Annotated in this window: 14 protein-coding genes; 5 read left to right on the top strand and 9 right to left on the bottom strand. The window is 44.5% G+C overall.

The window, feature by feature from the left end:
- Positions 1 to 20 precede the first annotated feature (20 nt).
- Entirely contained in the window at positions 21 to 617 is a 597-nt protein-coding gene (locus J3P40_RS05095) for an RNA polymerase sigma factor (RefSeq protein ID WP_256003506.1), read from the bottom strand.
- A 276-nt stretch (positions 618 to 893) separates the two neighbouring features.
- Between J3P40_RS05095 and J3P40_RS05090 the strand changes: the two genes are divergently transcribed.
- Positions 894 to 1,250 (top strand): hypothetical protein, encoded by a 357-nt coding sequence (locus J3P40_RS05090; protein WP_256003504.1) that lies wholly within the window; start codon positions 894 to 896, stop codon positions 1,248 to 1,250.
- 25 nt (positions 1,251 to 1,275) lie between these two features.
- On the opposite strand, the gene J3P40_RS05085 is transcribed toward J3P40_RS05090, so the two are convergent.
- The 5 genes from J3P40_RS05085 to J3P40_RS05065 form a co-directional block, all read right to left on the bottom strand.
- Positions 1,276 to 2,298 carry a nucleotidyl transferase AbiEii/AbiGii toxin family protein gene (locus tag J3P40_RS05085; protein ID WP_256003503.1) on the bottom strand — a complete coding sequence of 341 codons (1,023 nt, stop codon included), beginning with the start codon at positions 2,296 to 2,298 and terminating at the stop codon, positions 1,276 to 1,278.
- The gene (locus J3P40_RS05080; RefSeq protein WP_256003502.1) at positions 2,295 to 2,897 is read right to left on the bottom strand and encodes a DUF6088 family protein; all 603 of its coding nucleotides are present in this window, start codon (positions 2,895 to 2,897) and stop codon (positions 2,295 to 2,297) included. Before J3P40_RS05080 ends, J3P40_RS05085 begins: the two co-directional genes overlap by 4 nt.
- A gap of 236 nt (positions 2,898 to 3,133) precedes the next feature.
- Positions 3,134 to 6,364, bottom strand: a complete 3,231-nt coding sequence (locus J3P40_RS05075) for an error-prone DNA polymerase (RefSeq protein WP_256003501.1) — start codon at positions 6,362 to 6,364, stop codon at positions 3,134 to 3,136.
- Between the two features lie 5 nt (positions 6,365 to 6,369).
- Positions 6,370 to 7,878, bottom strand: a complete 1,509-nt coding sequence (locus J3P40_RS05070; RefSeq protein WP_256003500.1) for a Y-family DNA polymerase — start codon at positions 7,876 to 7,878, stop codon at positions 6,370 to 6,372.
- A gap of 2 nt (positions 7,879 to 7,880) precedes the next feature.
- The gene (locus J3P40_RS05065; protein ID WP_256003499.1) at positions 7,881 to 8,615 is read right to left on the bottom strand and encodes an ImuA family protein; all 735 of its coding nucleotides are present in this window, start codon (positions 8,613 to 8,615) and stop codon (positions 7,881 to 7,883) included.
- Positions 8,616 to 8,720: 105 nt separating this feature from the next.
- On the opposite strand from J3P40_RS05065, the gene J3P40_RS05060 reads away from it, so the two are divergent.
- Positions 8,721 to 9,362, top strand: a complete 642-nt coding sequence (locus tag J3P40_RS05060; protein ID WP_256003498.1) for an alpha-ketoglutarate-dependent dioxygenase AlkB family protein — start codon at positions 8,721 to 8,723, stop codon at positions 9,360 to 9,362.
- Positions 9,363 to 10,060: 698 nt separating this feature from the next.
- Positions 10,061 to 12,586, top strand: a complete 2,526-nt coding sequence (locus J3P40_RS05055) for a type I restriction enzyme HsdR N-terminal domain-containing protein (protein WP_256003497.1) — start codon at positions 10,061 to 10,063, stop codon at positions 12,584 to 12,586.
- A gap of 38 nt (positions 12,587 to 12,624) precedes the next feature.
- Here the strand turns inward: J3P40_RS05055 and J3P40_RS05050 are convergent, their stop codons facing one another.
- From J3P40_RS05050 to J3P40_RS05040, 3 genes are all read right to left on the bottom strand, one after another.
- A complete protein-coding gene (locus tag J3P40_RS05050) occupies positions 12,625 to 13,896 on the bottom strand; it encodes a DGQHR domain-containing protein (protein WP_256003496.1) in 1,272 nt (423 codons plus the stop codon).
- 2 nt (positions 13,897 to 13,898) lie between these two features.
- On the bottom strand, positions 13,899 to 14,240 hold the full coding sequence (locus J3P40_RS05045; protein ID WP_256003495.1) for a hypothetical protein: 342 nt from the start codon (positions 14,238 to 14,240) through the stop codon (positions 13,899 to 13,901).
- Between the two features lie 347 nt (positions 14,241 to 14,587).
- Positions 14,588 to 15,559: a hypothetical protein gene (locus J3P40_RS05040; protein ID WP_256003494.1), complete on the bottom strand. Its 972-nt coding sequence runs from the start codon at positions 15,557 to 15,559 to the stop codon at positions 14,588 to 14,590.
- 367 nt (positions 15,560 to 15,926) lie between these two features.
- Between J3P40_RS05040 and J3P40_RS05035 the strand changes: the two genes are divergently transcribed.
- On the top strand, positions 15,927 to 16,205 hold the full coding sequence (locus tag J3P40_RS05035; protein WP_256003493.1) for a hypothetical protein: 279 nt from the start codon (positions 15,927 to 15,929) through the stop codon (positions 16,203 to 16,205).
- A gap of 44 nt (positions 16,206 to 16,249) precedes the next feature.
- Positions 16,250 to 19,930 (top strand): ATP-dependent DNA helicase, encoded by a 3,681-nt coding sequence (locus J3P40_RS05030; RefSeq protein ID WP_256003492.1) that lies wholly within the window; start codon positions 16,250 to 16,252, stop codon positions 19,928 to 19,930.
- Positions 19,931 to 20,244 lie beyond the last annotated feature (314 nt).

Raw genomic sequence — 20,244 nt, 5'->3', positions numbered from 1 at the left:
CATAAAACCTGAAAAATATTTTAGCGGCTTTCAATAAAAAGAAGCAGGGCTACTATGCCCATTGATGAAATGCCCCTTTTCAGCATTGCCGTTTTGAGCAAATTTACCGCCCTGGTTTTATAATTACGCACCGTTTGCTCAGACAGGCCCAGCCGATCTGCAATCTCCTCGGTCTTTTTGAGATCAAAATAAATCAGCTTAAAAACGTCTTTATAATTATCCGGAAGCATCTCGATCTCCTCGTCCAATATCGCAAGGACCTCCGCCGTAATCATGTGATTTAAAATCGTGTCTTCGCCTCCCTCCTGCGCATCGGAATATGCTTTTTGCGCACGGGTTTTCACCTTAGCGCGACGTATAACGTCCAGACAGGCATTTCGGCAGCTGATATAGAGAAAAGCTTTGATGTTTTCCTCCGTTTTAAAATCCCTTCTTCGCTCCCAGAGTTTAGCGAAACACTCCGCTACAACATCTTCAGCCTCCAGCGGATCGTTAATAAGACGGTTAGCAAAAAAGCCGAGCGACCTTGCATGAAGCTTAAAACAAAAAGACAAGGCCGAATGATCACCACTACGTAGAGATTCCGTCCAGTTCTTTTGCCCCTGCCATGCCATCATAAGCCTTGTATTTTATGATGCAATATCTTTAATTATTTTGACTTCGCCAGATTTCAAAGACCAGCTACTAATTCAATGCATGCAAAACAGGCTTCTCCCATTCCCGCGGGAAATTGGCCGGCGCAGCCTGATGATTAAACATACCCAGCCATAACCATAAAAACAAATATACTTATGGCTGATTTTAATTTTTATATCCAGCCACAAGTACTTATATAATACACTAAACCATTTCCCAAAAGCAAATGTTCCTCTACCAGAACTAAAATCACCCCTATGAACTCCAGGCCCATCTCAAAAACAGCCCATGGTCTCATTGACTATGCATTCGCTGCAGCACTTTTTTCAGTTCCTAAAGCAATCGGCTGCAAGCCGAAGACCGTAAACCTCTACCGTGGAATCGCTGCGGAAGTATTCCTCTATGGCGCTATGAGCAAACATAAACTAGCACCTTTGCCACTCATTCCCATGAAGGTTCACAAGGTGATTGACATCGTTAACCTAAGCATGCTAAGCCTGCTCACCAGTTATAAAGGCATCCGAAAAAACCCTAAGGCCGTCTGCTTTAACCTAACGATGGTCGCCATGGGTATTACCGCTGTATTACTTACACGCTGGAAAAAACACACGTAATGGCAGCATTTTTTTGGACCGCGAATTATTCGTGCAGGGCCTGGTTAAAACGCTGGTTAAGCTTTTTTATCAATTCGAATAGCTGTATTTCATCTGGCGCATCGCCATAGATCATATTTTCCAGCATTACCTTATAATCTGATTGGTACCCTTTCAAAATGTGGTCAGGCGGATAAAAATTTATATGCGGTTTATGGAGCAACCTGTAATCAACACCAGATAATTTGCTATAATAACTGCGGTGTTTTATGATAGCAGTATAAAGATCTTTATCGGCCAGTGCTTTCGTTCCAATTTCCGTGTCCATCATCTGCACAAGATCATGAAAATGCCTTGACATCCTTTCCGTCTTGATTGGTATTCCTTCTCCTCTATGAAACTGTTCATGCAACAAAAAGGCTTTTTCAAGGAAGGTTTTATGAGGTTCTACCGCAAGCACGGAAAAAGGGCGTTCCGGATAAACCGCGCTCGGAAAGTATTCACTTAAAAGGGATTGTATAGGCATGGCGCTATATGGCTCAAGTTTAGAACGAACACTGACCTCAATCTTTACTGTATCCGGCAGATATTGGTTAGGTTCATACAAAGAAGTATACTTTACATACAGCTCCTGTGGATCTTTGTCTGGCATAGCTGTTAAAATAATTCCTTCGGTTACTGTAACAGTATCTTCTGGAAGCCCTAAAGCGGTGAACTGTTCAATCAGCGCCTGCTTTAACTGATTGCTTGTAAACTCGCATCCAGCCTTTTTCAGTCGTTGCAAATAGCTTCTCCCTGGTGTTTCCTCGTATGACATGCCGAAAAGATTCGGTGCCATTGCGATATCTATGTCTTCGGAAAAGCGCCTGATCAACTTCCAGCACTTGCTCAATGAAGTACCACCCTTAAAAATGAGGGAATCAGCATACTGCGTTTGGAAGAGCGCCTTAAGTGTAAGTGTTACCCACCAATCTTTTTCCAGAGCAGTTGGAATGACACCACTTTGTATCTGTGCTTGGGCCAGAGTTGTTCTGCGCTGGTCATCGCTTAATTTAAGCCATTCTATCATTTAACCGAATTTAGCTTTATTAAAAAATCATGAACCTTGGCTGATGCGAGTTTCAAATCATGCTTCAACATTGCGGGATTTTCATTAAGCAATAGGCCGCCCAGTTTTTTAGCCGTAGTTTCATCAATCTGATCCACCCCCAACTCCTCCAATGCGAGAATGATCAATCCACTGAGTTCTCCCCTGAAAGCCATTTTTTTTGGCGTAGTTGGCTTAAACCTGATTGTATTTCTACCGATCTTGATGAGCCTTCCATTCCCATCTGTTAAATAAACAAGTTTGGTTGGCACCTGTACACTCAATCCCAGTTTGTGAAGAGCAAATGCTCCGGCGGGTTTTATTTTTACCTTTTCCTTTTTTGCCAGTGCCGATGCAATATCCTCAATTGAAGGCAGTACTTCTCCGAACAGGGAGTCTTTTTTCGGAAGTATATATAATCCATGTCCCAATCGCCTAATCGTTCCTTCGGCAGCAAGCCTAGATAAAGCCTTCTTAATGGCATTTTCAGATCCCTTGCCCCTAAAATCAGAAGGCACAATCAATTCCCCACGTCTATAACGTTTAATGTTACCCTCGATGGCTGCATGCGTAGTAATCATATTATTTCCTTTCAAAACAAAGATAAACAAATTTATAAATGTCACCTTTTTAAAAATTAAAGTGACATATAAAAGTGCAATTTTGTCACCTTTTTTTAAATAAAGGTGACCTATATTCTAATTAAATAGAAAATATAACATTATATATCAGTTTTTTAAAATAAAAACACACTTAATCAATTATTATATTTACTGGTTTATGAAAAATAACCAACATACAAATACAATGGGTTAGCTCACCTAAAATTCCTCCCCCCATGAAACGCCTCCTTCGTAACCTCTTCCCTTACCTGCGACCGCTTATTCTGGCTCGGATAAGGCACCTCCTTCTCATCTGCCCTGGATAAAGTCAGCACAGGCAGATCATCCACCTCCCGCTGCACCAGCTTGCCCAGCATCTTCGTCAGATCCATACACTTGCTCACAATCACATGCACCACGCGGCCTTCCCGCTGCAAACGCCCTTCCACCATCAGCAGCCGCGCATGCAAGATCTCCTTCCGGTACGTCTCAAACAGCTTCTCGAACACCACCAGGTTGGCATAACCCGTTTCATCTTCAATGGTAATAAAACACACCCCTCCGGCAGTTCCCGGCCGCTGGCGCACCAATACCAAGCCAGCCACCTTTACGAGCTGACCGGCGCTTGCATCGTTATTGATCGCATGGCAGGAACGGATGTTCAGCATCTCCAGTTGCGGACGCACAAAGCTCACCGGGTGGGCCTTTAGCGACAAGCCCACACTCGCGTAATCCTGCACCACGTGTTCTCCCTTAGTCATCAATGGCAATTCGACCTGGGCTTCCAGCTGACTTTCCGAAACCTGCCCTTTAAAAATCTCCACCGGCATATCCGCCAGGGCCGTCACCTCCCAAAGGGCCTTACGCCTATCTAATCCTAAAGACCGGAAAGCATCGGCATCCGCCAGCACCTGCAAAGCCGCCAGGGAAACACCCGCATCGCGCAGGGCTGTTACGGTCACATACCGCGAACCACGGCCGCCGACCAAAGCTTCCACGTCTTCTTCCCGGATCCCCTTGATCTGCCGGAAACCCAGTCGCAGCGCGAAATACTTCCCGGACTGCTCCTCCAGCACATTATCCCAGAAAGAATAATTCACATCCACCTCCCTTACCTCTACCCCATGCTTGCGTGCATCGATCACAATCTGCGCAGGCTGATAAAAACCCATCGGCATACTGTTCAGTAAGGCCCCGGCAAAGGCATCCGGATAATAATGCTTCACCCAGCAGGAAACATACACCAGCAGGGCAAAGCTCGCGGCGTGACTTTCCGGGAAGCCATAACTCCCGAATCCCTCCAGCTGCTTAAAGATCCGCTTGGCAAATTCTACGGTATAGCCTTTGGCCACCATGCCGCTGATCAGCTTCTCCTCCCACTGGTTCACCATCCCCTTAAACTTAAAAGTCGCCATGGAGCGCCTCAGCCCATCTGCCTCAGCAGGGGTAAAACCCGCCGCTACAATCGCGATCTTCATCGCCTGTTCCTGGAACAGCGGCACACCCATAGTCCTGCCCAGGATCTCCTCCAGTTCTTTAGAAGGATAGGTCACCGGCTCCTCGCCATTGCGCCTGCGCAGGTAGGGATGCACCATATCACCCTGGATCGGACCGGGACGCACAATCGCCACCTCGATCACCAGATCATAAAAACAGGCAGGTTTCAGGCGGGGCAACATCTGCATTTGGGCGCGACTCTCAATCTGGAATACGCCCAGCGTATCGGCCAGCTGGATCATGCCATATACCGCATCGTCGTCCTGGGGGATGTTTGCCAGGGTTAGCTCGCGACCGTACTTCAGCTTCACCAGGTCGAAAGCCTTGCGGATACAGGTCAGCATCCCCAAAGCCAGCACATCCACTTTCAGGAAGCCCAGGGCTTCAATATCATCCTTGTTCCATTCAATATTCGTCCGGTCGGCCATCCGCGCATTCAGGATCGGGCAGAGGTCCGTCAGCTTGCCGTTGGTGACCACAAAGCCGCCGGTGTGCTGACCTAACTGCCTCGGGAAGCCCATCATCTGGGCGGTCAGCGCGAGCGTCTTTTTCAGGTGCGGATCATTCGGGTTCAGCCCCGATTCGGTCACCCGCTTGCCTTCAAACCATTCGTCGGTAAACTCCCATAGGGAAGAGGATAGCTTGTTCACCGTATCCAGCGATAAACCCATGGCCTTGCCTACATCGCGGATCGCGCCTTTCTGGTGCAGTTGGGTCACGGTGGCTACAATCGCCGCGCGGTCGCGACCATACTTATCATAGATGTACTGAATGATCTCCTCCCGGCGTTCATGCTCAAAGTCCACATCAATATCCGGGGGTTCATTCCTGGCCGATGAAATAAAGCGCTCAAAGAGCAGGTCAAACTTCATGGGGTTTACGGAAGTAATGCCCAGACAAAAACAGATGGCCGAGTTGGCTGCCGATCCCCTGCCCTGGCATAAAATCCCACGGCTCCGGGCTTCGCTGACAATATCCTCCACAAACAAAAAGTAGTTCGCATAATCCATCTTTCGCACAAATTCCATCTCATGGGCAATCATGTTCACCACCTTTTCCGGCACCACTTCCCCGTAAAAGGCATGGGCGCCCTTCCAGGTCAGATATTTCAGTTCTTCCAGGGGCGTCCTACCGCTCGCATTAATCTCCGAAGGATACACATACCGCAGTTCATCCAGCGAAAAAGTGCAGGCAGAAACAATCTCCGAAACCGAGCGCAAAGCCTCGGGATATTTTCTGAACAAGCGATGCACTTCCGCCACCGGCTTCATATACCGCTCCGCATTGGCGTGCAGGCGGAACCCGGCATCCTGGATCGTGCATTTCTCCCTCACGCAGGTCAGCACATCCTGCAATTCCCGCCGCGAGGGATCATGATAATACACATCACCCGTAGCCACAATAGGCAGGTGAAAACGTTCGGCCAGCTGCTGCGTGCGAAAGATCAGCTTTTCATCATAACCGGTGTACATCCGGGAAACGGAGAGATAGAGCCGGCCTGGCAATTTCCAGGCGTAGTCCCGCACCGCAGCGATAAAAGATTCCTCATATTCAAAACGCCTGTTCAACACCGAGGGCATCACCAGGATATACAGCATCCCTTCGGAATGGGCAAAAACATCGGCTCTCGACAAATGGCATTCCCCTTTCTCTGCCCGCATATTGCCCAGGGTCAGCAAAGCGGAAAGCCGCCCGTAAGCAGCTTTATCGGTAGGATAAGCCAGTAAGCTCGGCCCGTCCAGTAGATCCAGTCGGCAAGCCGGGATAAAGCCGATCCCTTTCTCCTTACAGGCCACATGCGCCCGCACGATGCCCGCCAGCGTATTCCGGTCGGTTACCGCGATCTTTTTGTAGCCCAGTTCTGCCGCACGCGCCGCCAGCTCATGCGCATGGGAAGCCCCGCGCAAAAAACTAAAATTAGAGGTAACCTGCAACTCACTATATTCCATATCTCTCAGGCAAAAAATCCATGTAAAAACCACTGCCAGCCCTTGCGGTCGTTGTAGTGACCAGAGCGGTACATCCAGAAGCGCTGACCTTTATCATCTTCGATCCGGTAATAATCCCGGTGCTCGCCCTCATCCATCCACCATTCCCGTTCTATCCTTTCCGGCCCGTCGGCACGGATCACCTGGTGCTGCTTGCCCTGGTACACAAAAAACCTTGGCGGATGATCCGGAACAAGAGCCATCACCTCCACCGCCACCGGTCGCTCCAGCAGTTCCGTCGGACGGGGCTTGTCTACACGCCAGTCGTCCAGGCGCACTTCCGTGACCGAGCGTGCATGGCCGATGCTCCGTTCCGGCCAGTACCTGGAGGCGGGGATATAACGGTGCACGGCTCCGGGGCCAACCTTACCGGCTACCCGGTCGATGAGCTGCAACACACTTTTGTTGTTCAGGCCAGGCTTCGAACTCCATAAGGCCTCCTGCGGCACTTCCATTGCATCCACCTGGCTGGCTTCCAGCTCAAACAACTCTATGCCCAAACCCGGGCGGATCTGGTCAATCTTCAAGGCAAACAGCGCAAGCAAATGACTCACGCTGTGCGAGGCCGTGCTCGTCCCGATGGTCACCTGCACCAGCTTGCCGTCGAGCCGGTAGCCCGACAAGGTCCCTTTACGCAAGCCCTTGCCTTCTGCTTCCAGGCGTTTGCACAGGGCCGACAACAATTCTTTGATGGCCAGCTCAATCCCTACGCGGGTGCGGATCGGTTCCAGGCAGGGCAAACGCTCCCGGAAAGCCACCGGCAGTTGCAAGGGCACCAGCACCTCGTCTTCCGTACCCAAAGCCTGGGCGATGCGCAGCAAAAAGCCTTCACCGAAACGTCTGCGCAGTACCGAGCGCGGCATCCCCAGAAAACTCTTGATCTGGCAAAAACCCAGCTTTTTCAGCTTAGCCAGCGTATGCTCTTCCAAACGCAATGCCGATGGTGGCAGCGGAGAAATAACCTCCACGATCCCGCCTTCAGGCACCAGCGGAGATACCTTGCCGAAACGCGATACCGCCCATGCCGCGCCAGGGGTGTCGGCAATTGCGCAGCGCACGGAATAGCCCTTAGACTTCAGCCTGGAAATAATCTCTTTCAGATAACCCCGTTCACCGCCCCACAAATGCGTACAGCCCGAAGCATCTACCAGTAAACCATCTTTACCAAACGCATCCACCGCCACAATGGGCGAATAGCGGATACACCACTCCCCCAAAGCCCGAAGCAACTTTTCCGCACGGCCAATCTTATCATCCAGCACCTCAAGTCCCGGACAAATCGCCCTGGCATCCGCACCGCGCATGCCTAAGCTAACGCCTCGTTCGGCGGCCAGCGGACTAACCGCCGTTACCAGCATACGCCCGTGATCGGGCAATACAAAAACAAAAGGAACCTCCGCCAGCTCCGGTCTGCGGATCACCTGCCAATCGCTCAGCAAATGATAAAACCATATGGAAACATAGCGGCGCCCCATCACTAACCAATATTTTCAAAGGGCAGGTATACCGGCGCTTCTGCGGCAGAACGATCCAGCTGTACAAAACCATCCCCCTGCCATTCCAGTAACCATTTACCCGGACTCCCGCTGCGCACCTTCAGCAGCTCCACCTCCCAGCGCGGAAAACCAACGCCCGGCATCCCGCTCTCCTCTATGGAAGGCACCGGAACAATTCTCCAGCGCGCGGTAGACACCGTGCTCGCCATCCGCTTCAAGTCCTTACGGATCACCAGGCCCGGGATCCCGTTCTTTTCCACCGCCAGTTGCAGGCGCCTGGAATCAATGAGCGACAAACCATCCACTTCGGCAACCACCGCGGCCAGACCATCGCAACGCAAAGCCTCTTCCATAATCCACAGCACCTCCTTTTCCGACTTTACATCTATGAAGATGATGCGGTCAGGCTCCAGACCAAAAGATGCCAAAGCCGCCGGAAACAACCTTCGCCGGGTACCAATCCAGACACAGCCCGCCCCGTCAGTCATCAAACTGCCAAGCAGTCCTGCGATAAAGCCATCCGCAGCAGCCGCTTCGGCGGGGGTGTGACAAATAAATTCATGAATCGCCTGGCGCGGAAAAACCCCATAAGGAAAAGCCTGCTCAATCTCCCCTAGCCCCACACGCTCAGCCTTACCCGAAGCCTGCGGCTTGAAGCCCTGCAAGAGGAGCAGATCCTGCTGCAGCTTGAGAAATATTTCCTTTTTTGAATCCATCACCAATTACACAACAAAGTAAAGCTAAAATTGTTAGTAAAATACAAAATGTTGAAAACTATACTAATATTTTTAGTTATTCCCAAGAATTGATATCTTTGTATTATGAACCTTTTTGCAGAGACCGAATTGTTTGACGGAGGCGTAAAAAAGTATACCGACTTTCAATTGCCGGATACCGAATTACGGCTGTGGCAGCATTTTTTCGAAAAGCAGGAAGCAGATAAGTATTATCATACCCTACTCAAAGAATCCCCCTGGCAGCAGCGCTCCAGGAAGATGTACGACAAGATCGTTGCCGATCCCAGGCTGACCGCATACTATGGCGGAGAAAGCGGCCATCCCTGGACACCCCTGTTATTGGAAATTAAAGCCACGATTGAAGAGATCACGGAGATCAGCTTTGACCGCGTACTGCTAAACCTTTACCGCGACGGCAAAGATTCCGTAGCCTGGCATAGCGACAACCTCCCCGCAGACGGCAAACACCATCACATCGCTTCCGTAACCTTTGGCGATACCAGAGTTTTCAAAGTCCGCCATAAATACAACAAAGACATCAGGCAGCTAGACATTCCATTAACCCACGGAAGTTTGCTGCTTATGGGCGAAACCATGCAGGAATACTACGAACACCACGTACCCAAAACAGCCAGAGCCATTGGCCCCAGGATTAATCTTACTTTTAGAATATCGGAGTCGTCTAAGCCAGTTTATGATGTTAGAAAGCTATCTCATCTTCCATAACTTTTGGTAACCGTAGGTTGATTTCACTGAGCTCGTTTCTAACAAAGAGCTCACCCAGACGTGGAATCTATTTTATCATCACTATTGGCTAAATTGTATATTACAATGAATGTGCCTCCCTCATTTCAGTTCAACGTGGCCGACTGAAGAGGTTCGAATAGATCTTATTGATCTAAAAGATAAGAAACATCTAAAGTCTCCTGGTATTCCGCCACAAGCATAGTGATTTTGGAGACCTTCAAATGAGGACTTTCAATCCACTAAACTAGCCTCAATCACACGACATCATCTTCCAAACAGATCACTCCCAGACTTTCTAGAATTGCTTAAATTAGAGCCTGCAATTCGTAGGAACACTGTTTAAAGACAATCCTTAGATGTCAAACGGCCACTTTTTCGTGTAATTAAGACGAGCAGAATTCATGGGTGTGTATTGGAGACTTTTGTGAAATTTCCACGTAAAGAACCGATAACAAATGAAAAGATTAGTCATTCCAGTTACACCTTCTATACGCATGGAATAAACTTAAATTCACAGAATATTTTATCGATGAACAGGGCTCTAAATCGAATTGTATTTTTGAAAGACGCTAAGTCTTTGGAGTAATGTTCTAAAACTGTAAATTGGTTGATCAGCGATAAAATTTTAACATCTTACACATACTGTCTAAAATATCGAAGATACAACTTGGCCAATAATGAATATTGAAAAACTATCAGAAGACGAGGTACGAACCAAGATCGTAAACGACTGGTTGAAAGACTGCGGTTTGGCAGCCGACCAGATCCGTATCGAGTATTCAATTAATCTGCGTCTCGGAAAAGGAATTAGACCTGTGAACTCACGTACTGACCTACTAGTCCAAAACTTAGCCGGCGATAATCTTCTAATTATTGAGCTTAAGAAGCCAACCCATAAATTAAGGGATGCGGATAGACAACAAGCAATTTCATATGCAAGATCGCTAGCAGAAGGCGGTATTGCTCCATTTACCATACTAACTAACTCAAAAGAGGTCCAAATTTACGACTCCATTACCGGTGATGAGATCGGCACTAGCGTACCAGGAAATCACCCAGTCATAAAAAATAATTTTAAGGTGAGTGGCGATGTTTTATTAGCGCGGTCCGAAGCCTTAGCATATCTCATTACGCTATCGAAAGATAATTTAATGGCATTTTGCAAAGGGCAAGTCGATCATCGTATGACCTTGCTGAAAAGTGATAATCCCTGGAGTGAAAAGAAATATATTCCACAACTTTATGTCAATAGAGCAAATGCTGAGCATGAGATTAAGACCAAACTCTTCCATCCAGAGTTTGATAAGGACATAGTTTTGGTGGTTGGCCCGCCTCAACATGGCAAGACCTGTTTAATGTGCCATACGGCCGATCAATATTTATTACAAAATATTCCAGTTCTTTTCTATCCAGCTATCGGATTAGATAAAGGACTTCTAACCGCTATTCAGGATGATTTTTGCTGGACTTTTGGGGAGCGTCTAACCCCAATCGAGATAGTTTCCCGGTTAGCCAGAATAACAGCTAACATAGAATCCCCACTTTTAATCATTGTTGATGGCTGGAACGAAATGGGAGATCACGCTATCCGCATCAACAACGAAATACAACGGCTGGACAATAAAAACATCAAAGTTTTGCTGAGCACAACATCTCCATCCTTAGGGCAATTACTTATTGATGACGCAGACAATCTCTCTTATGTCGCAGTGACTACCCGGTTGAAGAATAGTCTGATAAAACGGATATCGTCCGAACCCTTGCAAAATGTGGAAGAATTGGATGTGGTTCAAATCGGCAACTTCACTTTCAACGAAATGGAACTTGCCAAAAAATTATATGGCGAGATATTTAATGTCACTTTTGCCAATAGTGATTTACCTTATGACCCGTTTTATCTACGCATCGCTTCGGAACAATATACAAATTGTAGCGTACCTAACTTTTCAACACTCACTGATCTTATCGGCAATAGCTTGGTACGGAAGGCGCGACGGCGGGCCATCAAAGAAATTGAGCTCTTTTACCTACTGAAGCAGTTAGCGAAAATCATGCTAAAATATGACACGCCTTTCTTAAGCACCTTACTTGTTGGACAACTTTCCAGTCAAGACAAATTTTGTGCATGGGCGGAAAGTGGGATACTACAGATGATCAATACTGAACCGATACCTCATATTGATTTTTACCTGACTCATCATAAAAGTTATGCAATTGCAATCGTACACCGAAGGTGGCAAGATACGCTGTTGTCGGGAGAGGAGAGCCAAATCAATACCGAAATGAATTTGGCATTGAAAACCGTAGCGGGTCAAACTGCACTTTTATGGTTCCTCAGTGTGCCCGAACATGCTACAGCATTTAAGGCCATTTTTAAAACCGGCAGCTATTTCGACAATATCTCGCCTAAACACCTTAAAGTTTTTTCAGATGCGATTGCTAATCAAATTAACTTTAATCAAAACTTGAGCTTCGATTGGTTAGACCCGTACATAGAAAAATTGTGCGCGTCATCGCAAGACCAAAGTACAAATATCGAACAGGTCACCATTCTGATTTATTCGCTCGTCAAAAGTCTCGACAGGAGTCTTCAAAAAGACAAATACGAAATGTGGATGCGAATCTTATTAAAGACCGATAACAGCATTGATGAGATCGGGATTGAGGAATCTTACGTCCACAAAATTTATGGGGAGGACATAAGGTCTGTTGACGGATATGATTTTTTTGTAGACGGAGACTTTGATTTGCCCTTATTTGAAAAATTTATCTACGATGGTGATATCGTCGTAGCAACAAGAGCACTCACTTTTATGGCTTACGCGTCGCCATATTATACGCAAGAAATTTTAATTAATGTTATCAACCATCATAAAGGTATTCTGGCCCAAGAGGCAGTTGAAGATCTCATTAATGAATCTTGTAAGATTATAATAAATAATTTAAGCACCCATTACTGGGGTGACATGTGCCGTGGCTGGTTTACAGATGCAGAGCCTGGTGATCAGGAAGTTTTGGAAGAATTCAAAAAACAAAAAGCGGCCTGGTCTCCAATATTGAACTTTTTAAGGTACAATATGGCACTATATGCAACAATAACCAGTGAACTAAAAAACTTGGCAGAATATGTTATTACTTCTGCTGATGCAGAAATTGTCGATGAAAATGGACACGATCCAAATCAACTAACGTTTGATTTATGACTTGTGAAATTTCTTAAATAGCAACGGCTGGCTAAAATTCAGGGAATTTCGAGTTCACGCCGGATATCATCATATAATATATTAATAGACTTACTGGTAAATGGATATCTTTTTTCCTGACCATTGTCCAGCCAGTTGATATTTTTCACTGCTGATAGGTAACGCATATAAATTTCCTTTTTATCCCGATCAGCCTCTGGGATAACCGGAAGCAAATATTTTAAAACTTTCATTAAAGCCTGGTATCCGACATTGGTTTGCAAAACATTGACTTCCTGGGTACTGCCTATATCCCAGTAAAAAACAGGGCCAGGCCCAATAAATGAATCTCGAACAGCCTTGAAAAATGTATACATGATCCGGATAATCATACGGTCGTTATCCTGCGCATAGTAAGGACGAAATGGAAGATTATAAGGATTGTTACTTAACGCCCCACGCTTTTTATTACGTTCTATCTCAGCTTCCCGCTGGTTATGACAAATATTATAAAGGACTGATTTTACCATAGTCGCCTGAGAAAGTGGTATGTCAACGCCGCGTTGGTAGTTACCTCCTACCAATTTGACTCGCTTAAAAAAGGGAGATTTTTCCAAACCATTTAATGCTAGAATAACTTCCAACGCGGTTTTTTGCGGCGTATCTTCTAAGGTTAGGCCGAACAAGCTGAAAACCAAGTTTTCAGGCACTTTTGTTTGTGTTTTGTTGATGATTGAAAAAATCATAGCCTGGTACTCCAATATAGGATCTATGAAAAATGTGACAACTAATTCCAGATTCATTAAGCGATTCAAGATAGCCTGGTTTCTTACTTTATCAGTCTCCTGTCGGGGATCTGCTAAAGCTTTTTGGAGTCTTTCTATAGCCCGTTCAAGACCTTTTATTCGATGTTGTCCGTCAACTATCGTTAAAAAAACAATTCCCTCACTTTTCTCGAGCTCTTCTTTAACAATCCTATTGAGCGTTAAAACCATGTTCCCCTCCTGATCAAGTACCTGGTTATCGATAACCTGCTTGGGAATTGCTAGAACAATATTAGTAGGAAACATTGCCGTCGGATCGGTGATTAAAAAATCCGCGATACGTTCGATTTTAGCGCTATTAGTTTTACGCTGAATTTGGGGATTATACACTGGAGAAACCTGGCTAAGTTCTTCAAATGCCCGGTCTTCATCATCTACTTCCGCATAACCTGTGATTAGGCGCTCTGTATATTTGGTAAAATTTTTAAACTGGCTATACCGGAAAACACCCAATAAAAACTCCTGGTTGTTCTGAATAACTTTTCTCGCTTTGATTTGGTTGTCCATACTTATAGATCTTCTAAATCATTCTGACGTTGCTCAACACCATCATGTATCTTGCCTGCAAAACTTTTGATATTCTTGCTTTGCAGAATAAACATCTTATAACCAATTGAGGCACAAAACAGAAAAATATAAGCAGAAAGTAGAAATGAAGTCCAATGTGTTAATGCTCCGAGTTTTAACCCGCTCATAGTCTGAAAAATATACATTGTCGCAGTTAAAAACAAAAAAATCATTGCCACTGCCATCACCCTTCTGCGAATGATGTGGAAATTGGGATATTCTTCCAATTGTACCAGGAGATAAGGCATGCCTGCCGAAATAATTCCGAATGAAATAATCGGCAACGACCCATTGTTAACAAATGTAAACTATAGAGAATTGTCTTGGGGATTTAGTAGAATATTTAATAAAAGAACAATCGTGTAGGGGACCACTGGCAAAAAGACGGTAATCAGCTTGTAAGTAATGAATTCGCCAGGAATGTCATTCTCTTGATTGTCTTCACTAATTAATCCATCTAAATCTTGACGATTCTTGACATTGAAAAAAAAAATCCAGTCAGTGAGGCGAAAACCAGTTTTATTCATAACAGATCATGTTTTGGGCATGTTACCACTAACAATATTAATCATATTTATTCACTATTTATATTTTACCTACATGCTGCCATTAAGTATTTCATTCGTTCAGTTTAAATATAAAAAAATAGATGTTCTTCGACCTGGACCTTTTTAAGAACTGCCATGGCACTTGAATCATTGGCGAGTTCGGCCGGGTAAAATGTTTGTACACGCAGGTAAGCTGACGTCCCTCCACCTTTGATGTTTCGTTCAAACTGTTTGAACCAAATGACATAGTTGCGCCCATTAAGTTGAAAGTATATATTTTCGCGGGCAAAGCTCGCGCCACCAAAATAGGCATCATAAATACGAAGAAACTTAAAAATGGAGCGTGGCAGATTGGCTACCTCTATGGCAGGATCGTGATGAAAAGTAAGCCCAGGTCTTCCAAATTTATTGTATGGTGAAAAATGACGCATCAGGATGTGCGTATATGCAAACCCATCCACAATTGTCTCCTGTCCGCAGAAAACCATTGTATCTTTACGTACATCATACTCCTGATAATATTCTTCTACTTTGATAAATACAAACTTACTTTGCAGGATAACTGCACGTTCTACATACAGTCTCCTGAAATGGCCTTCTCCCATTTGCTTTGACCAGGCCATTGATTCCTTCCATTCTTGCCTAGCCTGCTTGGAGAGAAATTGCATAATCGTATGTTTATGATTTGTTTTTTGAATTTGCTGCTTCCAGGCGTCAAACTCACGCTGCAGATACGCAACATCGATTTGTTTTTGTAGCATCGGCACAGGCCCGCGCGGAGAGTTGATCACACCTGTTCCATCCAGATCCTGTGCATAAAGCATATAGATATTCCAAAATTTGTAAATATCAAGTTGCACATATATTTTTTCCAGCAGAACTATCGCCCCCTGTTCAAACGTATAACTAGCTTCCAGTGAAGTGCCCAGATATTTTGCCTCCGCAAAAGTCAGTGGTTGTCCGTTAGCTACCGCCTCCATCAGGGTAGCATTCATTTCCGCCCGAGTTTCTAGCGGCAAGTCCTGACGGTCAAGATGGTCTCGGGTATAAAACATCAGTGCTGAATGTGAGTATTCTAATATATAGTTAAAAGTGAAAAAACATTAATCTCAGTATGCAAACCACGTACTTAGGACAGGGTTGGAATAAAAATGCTCGGTTTCTAAATGTTTATTTATAAATTCACAATCCAAGCGCTGGACTAGGACATCCAATTTAGTGCTTCGCAGATTAGATTAAAAGATTATTCGCTCGATGAAACTAACGTCTGACCAGTGTACACGACTATTTTTTACAAATCATTGCTTCTACCACATTACACCCACTGATAATCTTTTGGATATTCTAAATCGGGGTTTAGAAAGGCGCAATTCAATAGGCATATGCACATTAATCGTTGCCGATAGCGCAATCGTGAAGTACGTGATCGAAACCCAGCTCAGGAGCTCCGGTGAAGAAAATTTCTCCATCATAAAAATTTGTCCACAAAAGCACCAGTTGGTTTTCCAGGATCTTCTATTGGACAGCTCATCAATGATTTCCAACCCGCTGCATATGTACATTCTCAAAGAGAAAATAGTTATCTTCCAAGACGACATCATTGATGAAATCCATGTCCCTTTAATTGACCTGAGTGATGAGCGAATAGTTACTGATTGTGTCAAACTGGCTTTTGAAAAACTGATTGCGACATTGATTTAAATCCGTAATTTACCAACAAATTCCCAAATATTTATCTCAACACTATGCATCTCACCGTTAGAATGGCCTGGCACGACAATAAATGGAATGGAAAAATTTGTTGTAATCCTGCTGGCAATACCTATTGTACAGGGGTGCATTCGCTCTTATCGGGCCGGATTGAAAAGCGAAAAGACACTGAAAAAGAGCAACAAGAAGGTATACGTGGTGAATATGTAGCAATGAATTTTCCTCCGGCAAATGTTCCGCCATGTTACTGGAGTATTAATGCATTCGGTGACCAAGACATCCCGGTGGAACATCAACACGCCTTTACATCTATTGAACAGACTGTTCCTGAAGTACTCAGAAAGTTTTCAGTGATCACATGGCCATTCAAGTTATCATTTGTTCATGGTGAAGAGAACAAAAAACTACACGGCAATTACTGGCCCGATTTGGATAGACGAATTGAACATTATATAGCAAAATTTAAACCCAAAAGCTCTATCATTTTCTTTTATGCGAATTATGACAACCCGGTCTCTGGAGATGAAATGAAATACCTCGTCCTTGGCTGCTCTCCGATAAAAAATGTCCCTACCCCCTTACATTTTCCTTTAAGCAGTGACGAGCTTGAAAAGTGGCGAGCACCAAAAAGGCGAAAAATTGGCGATCAATGGGTCATCGATGACCGGATGAAAAACTTTCCTACTATGAACTGGATGCTTCAGTTTAGCCATGATCCTGAAAGCGCCATATTGCTGCCTTACCATGATTATCTTAGCTACATTGAGCAACATCCCAATGCTTCTAGGCTTTTGGAAGATATCAAAGTAACCGTCGACGAGGAATCGCTCGTTAAAGGCTTTAAATACGTCAGTATGGATATTGATGACGACAAATCATTATATCTGCTCTATAAGATCCGAAAAGCCATCCTCAAAGTTCAGGAGCATGGGCAAGCTGTTGTTCCCGGTGATCAGCGAGTTGAACTAGATAAAATCAACCGGCTCATTGCCGGCGTCTGGAAAACGCGAGGCATATATCCGTCATTGACGGCTGTTTTAAATTACTTTATCGAGGATAAGCATATTGCATCAGCCATCGCGCTGGCTATCGTTTCAAACATTGATACAGGAACTGACCTGAATGACATATTCTGCCGAATTACTAGCCAAGCATTTCCGGCATATCTGGAAAGCTTTGAAGACACCCTACTTGATCTGGCTGAAGACCGCCAATTTAAAAAATATACATTGTCATTGGCCAAGCTGTCTTTATTTGTACTTACTCAGGCGCAAGTATTTAAGATTATAGAAGACAAAAAATTATTAAATGGCATTGCGGAAAATCCGTATTGCTTATTTGAACAGTATCAGCCTGGAGAAGACAACTTGGATATTCCGGATATGCAGGATGAGCCTATCGACGTTTTCAAAGTGGACATGGGTATGATTCCGGATAAAAAGTTTGTCACCCGTCATCGGCGCTTACAAAATCTAACAGAAGACAGCCCGCAGCGACTGCGGTCGGTGATCGTTAATTATCTGTGGTTGCTTGCGCAGTCTGGCCATTGCTACAGTGCTGCAGAACAAACTGTTAAAAGCTTATATGAACATCCTCTGATTTACAAAAACGGCATCAAACTGGATGATCAAGCGATCATCAACATCGAAGACGATTACAGGGATCATTTCATCGAAAAATTAGCCATTGAAACCGTAAATCAGCATAACTTCATCTACCTTAAGATTGTACGGAATGCGGAGAAGTTTCTCGAAAACACAATCGATGGATTGATTGCAAGAGCACCACATGGCTTAGTCAATATTAACATGGCTACACATATTAACAGTAGTCTGCAAAAACTTGATCACATACTCATTACAACCGAACAAAAAGAGAAATTCAATTCAGAACGCGCACAGCTCTATCAAAATGTATTTGAACGATCTTTCTTCTTGTTAACCGGCAGGCCGGGTGCTGGCAAAACGTATGAAACCAGCCAAATTATATCACATCTGGTTGCTAAAAACGAACAAGTTGTCATCCTCGCGCCTACAGGAAAAGCTGCTTTGCGGCTGAGTGAAAACATCAAACGTTACACTGCCTTGGACAGCATTCAAGCGCAGACTATTGACAATTACGTATTTCAGCAAGGTTTTGGCGATATTTATGAAGATTGGGAGAACTGCTTTTTGGTACCTGAAGAGCGAAAGTTGGTCATAGATAACTTGATCATTGATGAATCATCCATGCTAGATTTGAAGAAACTTTCGGTGCTATTCTCCATGATTCGGTTTGATCACCAGTATCCAAAACGAGTTATTCTGGTCGGAGATGAAAATCAACTACCGCCTATTGGGTTTGGAAAACCTTTCCACGACCTCATTACCCACGTCAAGTCTATGAAGGAATTGAATGCCCGTCATTATATACACTTGATCTCAAACTGCAGACAAGAAAACGATGAGCAAATCTTGCAGCTCGCTGAAGCATTTGCTGAAAAAAACAAATATTATGAAGCATCATTCAATTTAATCGATAGCGGGGAAGGTCAAAAAAGTAAAGGGCTATTTGTTTACAAATGGTCGGATGAGCTGATATTAAATGAGAAGATATTGGCTGCAATGGATACGGTTTTCCATTTGGACTTACCTTTCCCCACTCCAGATAACAGCAACGAAAAACTTAATTTACTATACGGCCTTTATAAAACTGGCTTCGTTAATAACCAAAATTTTGACTTTCAGAATAGCCTTAAACTGGAATCACTGCAGCTGCTCAGTCCTTATCGTACAGATTTCTTTGGCACGCTTGGCTTAAATAAAATGGTGCAAAAAATCTTCCGCTATATAGACAAACGTGAGCGGGAAGACGACCTTTTTCATCATGGAGAGAAGATCATCAGAATAAACAACTGGTATAAAGGCTACGGCGTAAACCGTCAGCTAGTTTTGTCCAACGGCTCGGTCGGCGTCGTTAATCTCAAATTTACTGAGAATAAACATGGTGCCTGGGTAGTCGAAAAGAAATACTATTTCAAAGATCATCAATACATGTTAAAATGGGTAGATAAAGAAGAGCATTTCGATCTGGCCTACGCAATTACGGTGCACAAATCCCAGGGCAGTGATTTTAGAAATGTATTTTTAGTAATTCCAAAACGCACAGCCCTGCTGAATAAAGAATTAATTTATACCGCTTTAACCCGGTCCAAGTTCCGGCTATTTCTCTTTATCCAGGACAGCGAGGAAAATTTGCTGATGAAAGCGAAAAAGACGTCTCAATTGCTATTGAGACGCACTTCGGTATTTAGATTTCCGAAAATTAATAGTGGAAAATTCTCTCCTGAACCAGGTGTAACAGTCGTGTCAAAAGTTGAATTTATCATTTATCAGGCTCTAAAAAGAAGCGGTCTAACCTTCAAATATGAGCATCCCCTAGAATTGAGTGGGTTGAGTTATAAAATCCATCCCGACTTTACAATCTATCTTGAAGACGGAACAATAGTCTATTGGGAACACCTTGGTATGCTTGATATCAGGAATTATTACAATGACTGGCAAGATAGATGCAAGGAATTTCGACGCCATGGGTTACAAGACCAACTCGTTACTACTGATGACCTGAAAGGCATCAATATTGTCAAGCTGGAAAAAGTGATCTCAGATATCAAAGGCCGTCATTTGGAGTTGACCCTAGGAAGCCAATTTTCTGATCATCATTACGAGCTGAATTAACGGTTTAGCTGCACTCAGCGATCATGTCCCACCGTCTTTACAAAAATTATTTAGCAAAGATAGCCCGTTCTGCCATCTCAGCTACTCATTGTGTATATTACAATGAAGTAGCCCCCTAATTTCAATCCTACGTCGCGGCCTGAAGGGCTTCTAAAGTGTAGGTCTTAATAGGCCTTTTTTTGATCCCGAAAATAAGAAACATCTAAAAGCTGTTGTAATTCTGGCGAAATGCCGATATTTTGGAGACTCTTAAGTGAGGATTCAAGCTATTCAACTAGCCGAGCCTCCACGACATCATCCACACAGATTACTGC

Origin of the sequence: Pedobacter deserti (genome assembly GCF_024436415.1) — a bacterium.
Lineage (GTDB): Bacteria > Bacteroidota > Bacteroidia > Sphingobacteriales > Sphingobacteriaceae > Pedobacter > Pedobacter faecalis.
This window is presented reverse-complemented; position numbering and strand designations above follow the sequence as displayed.

Excerpts from the sequence above, each read along its gene's own strand:
- J3P40_RS05095 (WP_256003506.1), bottom strand. The coding sequence starts at position 617 with ATGATGGCATGGCAGGGGCAAAAGAACTGGACGGAATCTCTACGTAGT.
- J3P40_RS05090 (WP_256003504.1), top strand. The coding sequence starts at position 894 with ATGAACTCCAGGCCCATCTCAAAAACAGCCCATGGTCTCATTGACTAT.
- J3P40_RS05085 (WP_256003503.1), bottom strand. The coding sequence starts at position 2,298 with ATGATAGAATGGCTTAAATTAAGCGATGACCAGCGCAGAACAACTCTG.
- J3P40_RS05080 (WP_256003502.1), bottom strand. The coding sequence starts at position 2,897 with ATGATTACTACGCATGCAGCCATCGAGGGTAACATTAAACGTTATAGA.
- J3P40_RS05075 (WP_256003501.1), bottom strand. The coding sequence starts at position 6,364 with ATGGAATATAGTGAGTTGCAGGTTACCTCTAATTTTAGTTTTTTGCGC.
- J3P40_RS05070 (WP_256003500.1), bottom strand. The coding sequence starts at position 7,878 with ATGGGGCGCCGCTATGTTTCCATATGGTTTTATCATTTGCTGAGCGAT.
- J3P40_RS05065 (WP_256003499.1), bottom strand. The coding sequence starts at position 8,615 with ATGGATTCAAAAAAGGAAATATTTCTCAAGCTGCAGCAGGATCTGCTC.
- J3P40_RS05060 (WP_256003498.1), top strand. The coding sequence starts at position 8,721 with ATGAACCTTTTTGCAGAGACCGAATTGTTTGACGGAGGCGTAAAAAAG.
- J3P40_RS05055 (WP_256003497.1), top strand. The coding sequence starts at position 10,061 with ATGAATATTGAAAAACTATCAGAAGACGAGGTACGAACCAAGATCGTA.
- J3P40_RS05050 (WP_256003496.1), bottom strand. The coding sequence starts at position 13,896 with ATGGACAACCAAATCAAAGCGAGAAAAGTTATTCAGAACAACCAGGAG.
- J3P40_RS05040 (WP_256003494.1), bottom strand. The coding sequence starts at position 15,559 with ATGTTTTATACCCGAGACCATCTTGACCGTCAGGACTTGCCGCTAGAA.
- J3P40_RS05030 (WP_256003492.1), top strand. The coding sequence starts at position 16,250 with ATGCATCTCACCGTTAGAATGGCCTGGCACGACAATAAATGGAATGGA.